General features: G+C 65.9%; 13 protein-coding genes and 1 pseudogene. 10 read left to right on the top strand and 4 right to left on the bottom strand.

Annotation, left to right across the window (positions count from 1 at the left end):
• From JMF86_RS08730 to JMF86_RS08705, 6 genes and pseudogenes are all read left to right on the top strand, one after another.
• Positions 1–359: pseudogene (locus JMF86_RS08730) on the top strand (acetyl-CoA C-acetyltransferase); the annotation flags it as partial.
• Between the two features lie 134 nt (positions 360–493).
• Positions 494–1234, top strand: coding sequence for a 3-ketoacyl-ACP reductase (locus tag JMF86_RS08725; RefSeq protein WP_006491801.1), 741 nt, complete (start codon positions 494–496; stop codon positions 1232–1234).
• Positions 1235–1353: 119 nt separating this feature from the next.
• On the top strand, positions 1354–1920 hold the full coding sequence (gene phaR / locus JMF86_RS08720) for a polyhydroxyalkanoate synthesis repressor PhaR (protein WP_011549704.1): 567 nt from the start codon (positions 1354–1356) through the stop codon (positions 1918–1920).
• Positions 1921–2332: 412 nt separating this feature from the next.
• Complete coding sequence (locus JMF86_RS08715; RefSeq protein WP_011549705.1) at positions 2333–3175, top strand: lysozyme inhibitor LprI family protein; 843 nt, start codon at positions 2333–2335, stop codon at positions 3173–3175.
• 208 nt (positions 3176–3383) lie between these two features.
• Complete coding sequence (locus tag JMF86_RS08710) at positions 3384–3707, top strand: FAD-dependent oxidoreductase (RefSeq protein WP_011549706.1); 324 nt, start codon at positions 3384–3386, stop codon at positions 3705–3707.
• Positions 3665–4357, top strand: a complete 693-nt coding sequence (locus JMF86_RS08705) for a dihydrofolate reductase family protein (protein WP_236593011.1) — start codon at positions 3665–3667, stop codon at positions 4355–4357. Before JMF86_RS08710 ends, JMF86_RS08705 begins: the two co-directional genes overlap by 43 nt.
• An 84-nt stretch (positions 4358–4441) precedes the next feature.
• Here JMF86_RS08705 and JMF86_RS08700 read toward each other — a convergent pair whose 3' ends face one another.
• Both JMF86_RS08700 and JMF86_RS08695 read right to left on the bottom strand, forming a co-directional pair.
• Positions 4442–4696 (bottom strand): hypothetical protein, encoded by a 255-nt coding sequence (locus JMF86_RS08700; RefSeq protein ID WP_011549708.1) that lies wholly within the window; start codon positions 4694–4696, stop codon positions 4442–4444.
• Between the two features lie 144 nt (positions 4697–4840).
• A complete protein-coding gene (locus JMF86_RS08695) occupies positions 4841–5104 on the bottom strand; it encodes a transporter suffix domain-containing protein (RefSeq protein WP_011549709.1) in 264 nt (87 codons plus the stop codon).
• A gap of 558 nt (positions 5105–5662) precedes the next feature.
• Between JMF86_RS08695 and rimO the strand changes: the two genes are divergently transcribed.
• The 4 genes from rimO to JMF86_RS08675 all read left to right on the top strand — a co-directional run bounded on the left by rimO (position 5663) and on the right by JMF86_RS08675 (position 9911).
• Positions 5663–7024: a 30S ribosomal protein S12 methylthiotransferase RimO gene (gene rimO / locus JMF86_RS08690; RefSeq protein ID WP_011549710.1), complete on the top strand. Its 1362-nt coding sequence runs from the start codon at positions 5663–5665 to the stop codon at positions 7022–7024.
• A gap of 3 nt (positions 7025–7027) precedes the next feature.
• Positions 7028–7954 carry a sugar kinase gene (locus tag JMF86_RS08685; RefSeq protein ID WP_011549711.1) on the top strand — a complete coding sequence of 309 codons (927 nt, stop codon included), beginning with the start codon at positions 7028–7030 and terminating at the stop codon, positions 7952–7954.
• 118 nt (positions 7955–8072) lie between these two features.
• Positions 8073–8615: a hypothetical protein gene (locus JMF86_RS08680; protein WP_011549712.1), complete on the top strand. Its 543-nt coding sequence runs from the start codon at positions 8073–8075 to the stop codon at positions 8613–8615.
• A 114-nt stretch (positions 8616–8729) separates the two neighbouring features.
• Positions 8730–9911, top strand: coding sequence for a cystathionine beta-lyase (locus JMF86_RS08675; protein WP_011549713.1), 1182 nt, complete (start codon positions 8730–8732; stop codon positions 9909–9911).
• An 87-nt stretch (positions 9912–9998) separates the two neighbouring features.
• On the opposite strand, the gene serB is transcribed toward JMF86_RS08675, so the two are convergent.
• Together serB and JMF86_RS08665 are read right to left on the bottom strand one after the other, a co-directional pair.
• The gene (gene serB, locus JMF86_RS08670) at positions 9999–10844 is read right to left on the bottom strand and encodes a phosphoserine phosphatase SerB (RefSeq protein WP_201316956.1); all 846 of its coding nucleotides are present in this window, start codon (positions 10842–10844) and stop codon (positions 9999–10001) included.
• A gap of 168 nt (positions 10845–11012) precedes the next feature.
• The coding region (locus JMF86_RS08665; RefSeq protein ID WP_201316955.1) for a substrate binding domain-containing protein at positions 11013–11674 on the bottom strand (662 nt) is incomplete at its 5' end.

Genomic DNA, 11674 nt, shown 5'->3' with positions numbered 1-11674 from the left:
GGATCAAGGCGTACGCGAACGCGGGCGTGGACCCGAGCGTGATGGGCATGGGCCCGGTGCCGGCGTCGCGCCGTGCGCTGGAGCGCGCGGGCTGGACGCCGGGCGACCTGGACCTGATGGAAATCAACGAGGCGTTCGCGGCGCAGGCGCTGGCGGTGCACAAGCAGATGGGCTGGGACACGTCGAAGGTGAACGTGAACGGCGGGGCGATCGCGATCGGCCACCCGATCGGCGCGTCGGGCTGCCGGATTCTGGTGACGCTGCTGCACGAGATGGCCAAGCGCGACGCGAAGCGCGGGCTGGCGTCGCTGTGCATCGGCGGCGGGATGGGCGTCGCGCTCGCGGTCGAGCGTCCGTAACCGGCCGTCCGTAACCGGCCGTTCGCCATCGGCGAACCGAATCCGTGCGTCGGCCGATTGCGGCTTCGGCCGGCGTCACGTGAAGTCAGAGGGGGCTCCGGCAGCTCTCGAAACCAAAAAATGGAGTGAGATTTATGTCTCAGCGAATTGCGTACGTAACGGGCGGGATGGGCGGCATCGGCACCAGCATCTGCCAGCGCCTGTCGAAAGACGGCTTCAAGGTGGTTGCAGGTTGTGGCCCGAACTCGCCGCGCCGGGTGAAATGGCTCGAGGACCAGAAGGCGCTCGGGTACGACTTCATCGCGTCGGAAGGCAACGTCGGCGACTGGGACTCGACCAAGGAAGCGTTCGACAAGGTCAAGGCCGAAGTCGGCGAGATCGACGTGCTGGTCAACAACGCGGGCATCACGCGCGACGTCGTGTTCCGCAAGATGACGCATGAAGACTGGACCGCCGTGATCGACACCAACCTGACGAGCCTGTTCAACGTCACGAAGCAGGTGATCGACGGGATGGTCGAACGTGGCTGGGGCCGCATCATCAACATTTCGTCGGTGAACGGCCAGAAGGGGCAATTCGGCCAGACGAACTACTCGACCGCGAAGGCCGGTATTCACGGCTTCACGATGTCGCTCGCGCAGGAAGTCGCGACGAAGGGCGTGACGGTCAACACCGTGTCGCCGGGCTACATCGGTACCGACATGGTGAAGGCAATCCGCCCCGACGTGCTCGAGAAGATCGTCGCGACGATCCCGGTGCGGCGTCTCGGCGGTCCCGAGGAAATCGGCTCGATCGTCGCGTGGCTCGCGTCGAACGATTCCGGCTTCGCGACGGGCGCCGACTTCTCGCTGAACGGCGGCCTGCACATGGGCTGAGCGTCCGGGCTGCGCCGGCCGGGTGGCCGCGCAGCCGGGCGTTTTCCGAAGGCCCCCGCCTCCCGGATTCGGGCGGCGGGGATTCGTCACTTGCGCTACGCTGCACTCAAAGGCGTTACATGACTACTACAAAGAAGACGGCCGAACGGCTCATCAAGAAGTACCCGAACCGCCGGCTCTACGATACAGAGACAAGCACGTACATTACGCTGACCGACGTGAAGCAGCTCGTGCTGGAGCAGGAGGATTTCAAGGTCGTCGATGCGAAATCCAATGAAGACCTGACGCGCAGCATTCTCCTGCAGATCATCCTCGAAGAGGAAAGCGGTGGCGTGCCGATGTTCTCGTCGTCGATGCTGTCGCAGATCATCCGTTTCTACGGTCATGCGATGCAGGGCATGATGGGCACGTACCTGGAAAAGAACATCCAGGCGTTCATCGACATCCAGAACAAGCTCGCGGATCAATCGAAGAACCTCTACGAAGGTAACGCGATGAATCCGGAAGTCTGGTCGCAGTTCATGAACATGCAGGCGCCGATGATGCAAGGGATGATGACGAGCTACATCGAGCAGTCGAAGAACATGTTCGTGCAGATGCAGGAGCAGATGCAGAACCAGGCGAAGTCGATGTTCAGCACGTTCCCGTTCAAGCAGCCGGGCGCGCCGGAGCCCGAAAAGAAGTAACGGTTTCGCGGCAGGCCGGCCGTGGCGGCGCGAGCCGCCGGGCGTCGGCGCCGCGAAGCGGGGCGGTCGGTCGCCGTCGTGCATTCGGGCACGACGATGCGTGGTTGCCGTCTGCCGGAAGAAATCGCCGACGGTCGTCCAGGATCGTCGGCACCGAATGCCCGTGCCCGGTATGCGCGGCCATCGTCGTTCTCCAGTCGATCGAGATCCAGTCCATACGAATGAAAGCCCGGGCGCGCCGCGCCGGATGGGGCGCGTTCGTGTCCGCGTGGGCGCTCGCCTGTCGTACCATAAGCGGCGCTGCACGGAAGCCGCTTTTGGCGAACGCCGGGGCGGTTCCGGCGCACGGCGATAGGTGCGATACCGCGTCGATGCGGGGCGGCCGAGAAAAACAAACCGACTGAGAGAAAGCATGCGAGGGATTCGAACGGCATCGACCGGCAGGCTGGCCGGTCTTGCTGCGATGTTCATGATGGGTGTCGGCGTGGCCTTGCCGAGCTTTGCGATGGATTGCGCGAAAGCCGTCCAGCCGATCGAGAAGCGCATTTGCGCGAGCCCCGCGCTGCGCGCGGCCGATGCGCGGTTGAATGCGGCCTATGCGGGCGCGCTGAAGGCCGCGCCGGACGCCGCCATCCGCGACATGCTGGTGCGTAGCCAGCGCCGCTGGCTCGATGCGCGCAACAAGCGCCTCGATACCGATTACGAAGGCCATCGGCTGGCCGTCGACGAAGTGCGCAAGGCCTTCGATCGGCGTGCCGCCGTGCTGGCCGACCGATCGGGCGAAGGGCTGATCGCGCGAGCTCTGGCTGAACGGCAGTGGCTCGCGAAATACAGCGGCGGCCCGCTGGCCGGCTTCGATGCAAACTGCGATTTCATCCCCGACGATGCGAGTGGCGCGCATGTTTCCTATGCGTGTTTCGGCGCGATTCACGTGCAGCATCATGCGCGGGTGTGCAGCCAGAGCGAGGACTGGGCGACCGGCGCGGTCTACCAGTATCGTCTGGTGAGCGCGGCCGATGGCGGGAAGGTGCATCCGGTGGCGTTCTGCGAAGCGCAAGGCGCGCATGCATGCGACAGCGGCAGCGCGCAGGCGGGATGGGTGGGTGCCGCGACGCCCGGCGGCGAGAGCCGTACACCCGCGCCGGTGACGGGCCTGCCGCAGCTCGATGCCGAATTGTGGCCGCTCGGCGATGGCGGCGATGCGGCGTGGTTCGATCGGTGTCTGACGGCGCCGGTGTTTCCGGATGTGCACTGACGCGCGGCGTTGGGGGTTCGAGCAAGGCCCGCGATGACTGGCGTTTTGTTTTACCGGCCGCGGAATCGAGCGTCGCCAATGTCGGGCAATCGTTTGTTCCACTGCCACGCATGCACGAGCAAGCAAGGTCATTCGAAGCGATGAACTCGTGTGCCAGCAAGGCGGATGGAAGACATGGTCGGAAGCCCGTTATCCTCGGGTGTCACGCATGAGCATGAAGAACAGCGCGCTGCGCGTCGTCGGGCCGTCTGGCACGCTGTTGTCGGCGGCCGATCCGCCGGATGAAGGAGATGGCGGGCTGGCTGCGCTCGCCGAGCGCACCGCCACAGCGATCTCGGCGCTGTTCGTGGAGCGGCCGACACTCACGCCGTTGTCCACGAAGTCGGCCCTTCGTCCGATGACGAGCGACGGAGTGCCGCTCAACGGCTTTCTGCCCGGTGTCGCAGGCGTGTATGCGGTGGTCGCGCATCCCGGCGTGATTCTGGCGCCGTGGCTTGGCCGCTTGGCCGCGAAGACGATCATGAAAGCGTGATCCGGCTGGCGATCGGGTCGAGCGACGCCGCGCTGTCGGCGTGGCCCAAGCGGGGCGCAGGGTACGCGGACTGTCGCTATACTCGATATCCTTACATTCGTGAAAGGATGCTTCGTATGCGCCCTCGCGTCAGTGTGTTTCTCGCGCTCAGTCTCGATGGATTCATCGCCGGCGAGAACGACGATCTGTCATGGCTGGAGCCGTTTTCATCGGATTCGCCGGATGACACCGGTTATACGGCGCTGATGAACGGCATCGACGTGATCGTGATGGGGCGCAATACGTACGACACCGTAATCAACTTCGACCCGTGGCCGTATGCCGGCAAGCGGATGGTCGTCATGACGCGCCGCGAACTGGCGTCGCGCCACGGCGAAGAGCCGTTCGACGGCGCGCTTGCGACGTTGCTCGACCGTCTGGCGGCGCAAGGTCATCGTCACGTTTATCTGGATGGCGGATTGACGGCGCGAGAAGGCATCAAGGCCGGCGTCGTCGATCGCATCACGCTGAGCTGGGTGCCGATCGTGCTAGGCAAGGGGATTCCGCTGTTCGGCGCCGAGCTGCCGCAAACGCTGCTGCGGCTCGACGATACGAAGCGGTTGCCGAGCGGGCTGATGCAAGCCACGTATGTGCCAGTCATGCAGGATTGACGCGTATGGCGGTGACGCATGCATCACCGCGGCCGGCGTTGCATGCGCGTCGATTTTGACAGCCGTGACGCGTTTCGTCGCAACTCAGTGCGCCGGGCCGAAATCCTGATCGTCCTCCGACGGCGGCAGGTCGAGCACGAGCTTGACGGCGCTGTAGTTGGCCTTGAGCGAGAACACGCGGCCGATCACGAGAAACGTCTGCCGGGAGTTTTCGAGTTCGACGAAGTCGCCCGGTTGCGGGACGTGCGCGCCCTGGTCGTAGGAAAAGCTGGTGCTGGTCTGTTCGCCGATGGCTTCTGCGGCGTGTTCGGTGAATTCGATCGTGAGGTGGGTAGTCATGCGAGCCCCGTTGGGTCGATTGAAGGGAATGGATGCCGCGATTTTCGCATAGCGGCCGATCGCCGCCGTGCCGATTCTTGGTCAGCGCGTTTGATCGACGGGGCGTTGCGTCTTTGCTGACATTCGGCCCCCGGCGACAGCGCATTATTTCCCGGCGCCGCTCGCGCTTTTCCTTGAAAAGCGCCGAGTCGCCCATCCTTTTATCTCGGCCCAGTATTCCTTTCCCAGCAGCGCGACGGCAGCGACGAACACGATTTCGCCGATCACGACCAATGCCGGGATCACGAACGCCTTGTTCGGAATGGACGTGAACGGAAGGATCGGTACCGCGATCCAGTACAAGAGCACGACGCCAAGTAGCGCCAGGCCGGTCTTCTTTCTGATGTTCAGTTGTTTTGCTCGGGGCATCGAAATGTCCTTCTGACGTGGATCGAGCAGGGTGGATTGCCCTGACGTTGCCTGGCCGGGGAAGTCGCGTCCGACGCTCAGCGGGTTTCGTGCTGATGACGCCGGTTCGCGGCAAGGAAATTAATAAACGGAGTAGTTCGTCTCATTATGGGCGGCAGTGGTGACGGACGTCAATCCCGACCGCCGGGCGGGCGGATGGACATTTGAACGTCGAGCTCGGAATTGGGAGGGAAAGGCGCGCTCAACCACGCATAGCCAGCCGGCATAGGATTGTCCGGGCACACGGCACGCATCTGCGCCCATGACCGTTCGCGAGCGGGACAGCGAAAAACGGCACCTTGGCCCTGTTTTTTCATGCAGGCGGCGGCTTCGAAAGCGTGCGGCGATACCTGTCGTCGGGTAGAGGGCGGCAGCAGGGCGGGATCGCGTCGCCCGGCATCGCCGATGGGGCGGCTCGTCCGATCCGGCACTCGCTGGTCCTTCCCCGCGCTCATTTTGGCTCGCCGCCCCTAAATCGCTGTAAACTCACGCTTTTGCTGCCACGCCCCCACATTCCAGATGTCCCAATCCCCCAAAGTAGGGTTCGTATCCCTCGGCTGCCCTAAAGCGCTCGTCGATTCCGAACAGATCATCACGCAACTGCGCGCCGAAGGTTATGAAATCTCCGGCAGCTACGACGGCGCCGACCTCGTCGTCGTGAACACCTGCGGCTTCATCGACGAAGCCGTGCAGGAAAGCCTCGACGCGATCGGCGAAGCGCTGACCGAGAACGGCAAGGTCATCGTCACCGGCTGCCTCGGCGCGAAGTCGAGCGCGAGCGGCTCGAACCTGATCGAGGAAGTCCACCCGAAGGTGCTCGCGGTCACCGGCCCGCACGCGGTGGGCGAAGTGATGCAGGCCGTGCATTCGCACCTGCCGAAGCCGCACGATCCGTTCGTCGACCTCGTGCCCGCGGCCGGCATCAAGCTCACGCCGCGTCACTACGCATACCTGAAGATCTCCGAAGGCTGCAATCACCGCTGCACGTTCTGCATCATCCCGTCGATGCGCGGCGATCTGGTGTCGCGTCCGGTCGCCGAAGTGATGCTGGAAGCCGAGAACCTGTTCAAGTCGGGCGTGAAGGAACTGCTCGTGATCTCGCAGGACACGAGCGCATACGGTGTCGACGTGAAGTACCGCACGGGCTTCTGGAATGGCAAGCCGATCAAGACGCGCATGACCGACCTGGTCGCCGCGCTCGGCGAACTCGCCGCGCAGTACGGTGCGTGGGTGCGCCTGCACTACGTATATCCGTATCCGAGCGTCGACGAAGTGATTCCGCTGATGGCCGAAGGTGCGTTCAAGGGCCACGTGCTGCCGTATCTCGACGTGCCGTTCCAGCATGCTCATCCGGAAGTGCTGAAGCGCATGAAGCGTCCGGCGAACGCCGAGAAGGTGCTCGAGCGTGTGCAGAAGTGGCGCGAGATCTGCCCGGACCTGACGATCCGCAGCACGTTCATCGCGGGCTTCCCCGGCGAGACGGAAGAACAGTTCGAAACGCTGCTCGACTTCATCCGCGAAGCGGAACTCGATCGCGTCGGCTGTTTCGCGTATTCGCCGGTCGAAGGCGCGACCGCGAACGACCTGGACGGCGCGCTGCCGGACGAGGTTCGCGAGGAGCGTCGCGCGCGCTTCATGGAAGTGGCCGAGGAAGTGTCGGCGAACCGCATGCAGCGCAAGGTCGGCAAGACGCTCAAGGTGCTGATCGACGAAGTCAGCGCGGAAGGCGGCATCGGCCGTACGGCCGCCGATGCGCCGGAGATCGACGGCGTCGTCTACGTCGAGCCGGCGGCGAAGGCATCGAAGCGCTACAAGGTCGGCGATTTCGTCTCCGTGAAGATCACGGGCGCCGACGGCCACGATCTGTGGGGCGAGGTGTAAGCGATGGCCGCTGCATTCCCGGAGATCCTCGCGCTCGGCGAGGCGATGATCGAATTCAACCAGTCGCAGCCGGGGCATCCTGAATTCCTGCAGGGCTTCGGCGGCGACACGTCGAACTTCTGCATCGCGGCGGCGCGCCAGGGCGCGTCGACGGGCTTCGTGTCGGCGATCGGCGACGATCCGTTCGGCCGGCTGCTCGCCGACATGTGGGCGTCGGAGCGCGTCGATACGACGTACGTGCGGATCGACCGCTCGGCGCCGACCGGCGTGTATTTCGTCACGCATGGCGCCGACGGCCACCAGTTCGACTATCTGCGCGCGGGGTCGGCCGCGAGCCGCTATGCGACGGGCGATTTGCCGCTCGACGCGCTGGCGGCCGCGAAAGCCGTGCACCTGTCGGGCATCAGTCTTGCGATCAGCACGGCAGCGTGCGACGCGGCATTCGCGGCGATCGACCATGCGCGTCGCCACGGCGCGAAAGTCAGCTTCGACACGAACCTGCGCCTGAAGCTGTGGCCGCTGGCGCGTGCCCGCGCGGTGATGCGCGAGGCGCTGCGCCAGACCGACATCTGCCTGCCGAGCTGGGACGACGTCACGGCGCTCACGGGCGCGAACGATCGCGATGCGATCGTCGACGCGATGCTCGAACACGGGCCGCGGGTCGTCGCGTTGAAACTCGGCAAGGAAGGCGCGTATGTCGCGACGCCGAACGAGCGGCGCGTCGTGCCGGGCTTCGCGGTCGAGGCTGTCGACGCGACCGGCGCGGGCGACTGCTTCGGCGGCGCGTTCGTCGCGCGGATCGTCGCGGGCGACGATCCGTTCGCGGCCGCGCGTTATGCGAACGCGGCGGCGGCGCTGTCGACGACCGGTTACGGCGCGGTCGCGCCGATTCCGCACCGCGAGGCGGTGGAACGCCTGATGCAGGGCTGACGCGACACACGCAAGCCGGCGCCTTCGCCGCGCACGCTTGCGCGGTCAGCAGGAACCGGGTCTCGACCCGGCACGGTCCGCGATTGCCGGGCGAATCTGAAGCAAGGAGCAACACAAGGTGGGTCGATATTCGGAATGGCAACGGGCGCTCGTCGTCGCCGGTGCGCTGGTGGCGGGCATCGCGATGCCGGGGTTGGGCGCCGCGCAGGCGGTCGTGCCGGGTGTGCAGCAGGATGAACCGGCGCCGGCGCGGCCGCTGAAGCCGAATCCCGAGTTCGCCCGCCTGCCGCGCTACGAAGGCACGCTCGGCGACCGGCCGATCGTCGTGCATCTCGGCCCGAAGACGGACGAGGAAGGCGTGCACGGCGAATACCAGTTCGCCGATACGGGCGAGGTGGTGCTGCTCGCGGGCGACCGCGACGGCGATACGCTGGAAATCGAGGAGTCGAACGACGGCACGAACATCACCGGCGTATGGATCGGCCGCTTCGACGCGACGGGCGACCTGAAGGCCGACCGGATGAACTCGGACGAATCGGACCCGCAGCCGGTCGTGCTGCACCTGGCGCCTGGCAAGCGCGCGGCGTTGCAAGTGCGCGACGGCCACGTGCGCGAAATCGAGACGGTGGGCGGCGTCGTCAACCTGCATCCCGACGACTGAGCGCGTGCTGGCTCGGTGTGCGCGGCGCGCATTGTATCGGGCCAACCGCGCCGATTTTGGCTACTCTAACGACATATTCCGCAACCGAACGGCCTCGTGCCCGGCCTCCAAGTCATGACTGCATCCACTTCCAAGCGCGCGCTGCAAACCCGCATCGTTCAACCCGACGACGTCATTCCGGAAGGCTTCCGCTCGTTCGTGCCGCCGGTCGCGCGCGCATCGACGGTCGTGTTTCCCGATCTCGCGACGATGCGCGCGCTGGTCTGGCACGACGACAACCAGTGGCGCTACGGGCTGCATGCGACGCCGACGTCGCTCGCGCTCGCGCAGCGGCTCGCCGAGATCGAGGGCGGCACGCACGCGCTGCTGCAGCCGTCGGGTCTCGCGGCGATCATGAACGTCTACTTCGGGATCGTGAAAGCGGGCGACGACGTGCTGGTTCCGCATAACGTATACGGCCCGAACGCCGATTTCGGCAATTGGCTCGCGAACGATTTCGGCATTACCGTGCGTTTTTACGATCCATTGATCGGCGCCGGCATCGCCGAGCTGATCCAGCCGAACACGCGGCTGATCTGGCTCGAGGCGCCGGGCTCGGTGACGATGGAAGTGCCCGACGTGCACGCGATCACGGCGGCCGCGAAGGCGCGCGGCATCGTCACCGCGATCGACAACACCTTTTCGGCGGGGCTCGCGTTCAAGCCGTTCGAGCACGGCGTCGACATTTCGGTGCAGGCGCTGACCAAGTATCAGTCGGGCGGCAGCGACGTGCTGATGGGCGCGACGATCACCGCGAACGCGGAACTGCACGCGAAGCTGAAGCTCGCGCGGATGCGCTGCGGAATCGGCGTGTCGGTCGACGATTGCTCGCTCGTGCTGCGTAGCCTGCCGAGCATGCAGGTGCGCTTCGATGCGCACAGCAAGAGCGCGCTCGCGCTCGCGCAATGGCTGAAGGCGCGGCCGGAGATCGCCGCGGTGCTGCATCCGCAGATCGCCGACTGCCCGGGGCACGCGTCGTTCATGCGCGATTTCAAGGGTGCGGGCGGGCTGTTCTCGGTGGTATTCGACGAACGCTACAGCGCGGAGCAGGTCGACCGTTTCGTCGAGTCGCTCGAGCTGTTCGCGATCGGCTGGAGCTGGGGCGGCGCGTGCAGCCTCGCGATGCCTTACGACGTCGCGTCGATGCGTCCGGACTGGCCGCATCGCGGCACGCTGGTGCGTTTCTACGTGGGTCTGGAAGACGAAGCCGACCTGCGCGCGGACATCGAGCGCGCGATGCAGGCCGCGCTGGGCTGATCGCGGGCCGGCAACGTCCGGCACAAAAGCAAAACGCCGGCGCGATGCGATATCGCGCCGGCGTTTTTCATTGAGGGTGCCGCAGGATCAGAACAGTCGCAGCAGCCCGTCGAGGCCGACATGGTCGAACGCGACGGTGGCCGCATCGCGCACGACGGGCTTCGCGTGGAACGCGACCGACAGCCCGGCTTCGGCCATCATCTTCAGGTCGTTCGAGCCGTCGCCCATCGCGATCGCGCGGCGCGGTTCGAGGCCGAGCGAAGCGCACGTCTCGCGCAGCAGGCGCGCCTTTACGTCGGCGTTGACGATCTCGCCGAGCACCTTGCCGGTGAGCTTGCCGTCGACGATCTCGAGCGTGTTCGCATGCGCGTAGTCGAGGCCGAGGCGGGCTTTCAGCCGCTCGGTGAAGAACGTGAAGCCGCCCGACACGAGCAGCGTCTTCATGCCGGCGGCCTTTACGCCCGCCAGCATCGTCTCGGCGCCTGGCGACAGTTGCAGCCGTTCTTCGTGCACGCGCTCGAGCGCGTGCGCGTCGAGCCCGGCCAGCAGCGCGACGCGGCGCGTCAGGCTTTCGTTGAAATCGCGGATCTCGCCGCGCATCGACGCTTCGGTGATCTCCGCGACCTGCGTTTTCAATCCGCAGAAATCGGCGATCTCGTCGATGCACTCGATCGTGATCAGCGTCGAATCCATGTCCATCACAGCGAGCCCGAAATCGCCGAGCGTGAGGCCGGCCTCGACGAAGCCGAAATCTAGCGCATGCGTGCCGCAGTATGCGTCGATGTCGAGGCGCTGCGCCGGGCTCGCGTTTTCGATCCGCAGCGCGTGATCGTCGGTCTGCACGACGCGGGTGCCGCGCGACAGCGCGAGCAGCGGTTTGTGATGGGCGTCCGACAGCGGCGCAAGACTCTGGATGACGAGATTGTGGGTCATGACGAGTGGTTGGGAGGCGAATGAATGACGTGCTCGGCCCGCGGGCGGCCGCCTGCGAACGCGGGCCCCGTGCGGCTGCGGGCCGTTGCGTCGCGAACGCGCCATTGTAGCCGGTTGGCCGCGCAGGGCGCCGGCGCCGGCGCGAAACCGGGCGCGCGGCGGTAGTGGTCAGCCGTTTGCACGATCCCAGTACGGCGGATCGCCGAAGTGCTCGGCCAGGAACGCAATGAACGCGAGCGTTTTCAGCGGCACGTGCGCGCGGCTCGGATAGACGGCCCAGATCGCGACGTCGTCCGCGAACGGGTAGTCGTCGAGCACGCTGACGAGCGCGCCGCTCGCGAGCAGCGGGCCGACGTCCCAGGTCGACTTGATCGCGATCCCGAAGCCGTCGACGAGCGCTTCGCGGATCGCCTCGCCGTTGCTCGCGACGAGCCGGCCGCCGACCCGCACCGTGAGCGGGCCCTGCGGCGTCGCGAACGACCAGTCGCGCTGGTCGCCGAGGATCACGCATTCGTGCTGCGTCAAGTCGGCCGGATGGCGCGGCGTGCCGCGTTCGGCGAGATAGGCGGGCGAGCAGCACAGCACGCGGCGGTTGGTGGCGAGCTTGCGGGCGACGAGCGTCGAATCCTTCAGCGCGCCGAGCCGGATCGCGACGTCGTAGCCGTCGTCGACCAGATCGACGATCTCGTCGGACAGCCGCAGATCGAGCGACACGGACGGGTAGCGGCGCAGGAACGCCGGAATCACCGGCGCGACGTGCTGGCGGCCGAACGACGACGACATCGACACCTTCAGCCGCCCGTACGGCTCGCTGCGGCCGCGGCCGACCG

It is taken from the genome of Burkholderia sp. E168m15, from assembly GCF_016586105.1.
GTDB classification, from domain to species: Bacteria; Pseudomonadota; Gammaproteobacteria; order Burkholderiales; family Burkholderiaceae; genus Burkholderia; species Burkholderia orbicola.
The sequence above is the reverse complement of the archived record's forward strand: the minus strand, read 5'-3'. Positions and strand labels throughout refer to the sequence as shown.

Excerpts from the sequence above, each read along its gene's own strand:
- JMF86_RS08725 (WP_006491801.1), top strand. The coding sequence starts at position 494 with ATGTCTCAGCGAATTGCGTACGTAACGGGCGGGATGGGCGGCATCGGC.
- phaR (WP_011549704.1), top strand. The coding sequence starts at position 1,354 with ATGACTACTACAAAGAAGACGGCCGAACGGCTCATCAAGAAGTACCCG.
- JMF86_RS08715 (WP_011549705.1), top strand. The coding sequence starts at position 2,333 with ATGCGAGGGATTCGAACGGCATCGACCGGCAGGCTGGCCGGTCTTGCT.
- JMF86_RS08710 (WP_011549706.1), top strand. The coding sequence starts at position 3,384 with ATGAGCATGAAGAACAGCGCGCTGCGCGTCGTCGGGCCGTCTGGCACG.
- JMF86_RS08700 (WP_011549708.1), bottom strand. The coding sequence starts at position 4,696 with ATGACTACCCACCTCACGATCGAATTCACCGAACACGCCGCAGAAGCC.
- JMF86_RS08695 (WP_011549709.1), bottom strand. The coding sequence starts at position 5,104 with ATGCCCCGAGCAAAACAACTGAACATCAGAAAGAAGACCGGCCTGGCG.
- rimO (WP_011549710.1), top strand. The coding sequence starts at position 5,663 with ATGTCCCAATCCCCCAAAGTAGGGTTCGTATCCCTCGGCTGCCCTAAA.
- JMF86_RS08685 (WP_011549711.1), top strand. The coding sequence starts at position 7,028 with ATGGCCGCTGCATTCCCGGAGATCCTCGCGCTCGGCGAGGCGATGATC.
- JMF86_RS08675 (WP_011549713.1), top strand. The coding sequence starts at position 8,730 with ATGACTGCATCCACTTCCAAGCGCGCGCTGCAAACCCGCATCGTTCAA.
- serB (WP_201316956.1), bottom strand. The coding sequence starts at position 10,844 with ATGACCCACAATCTCGTCATCCAGAGTCTTGCGCCGCTGTCGGACGCC.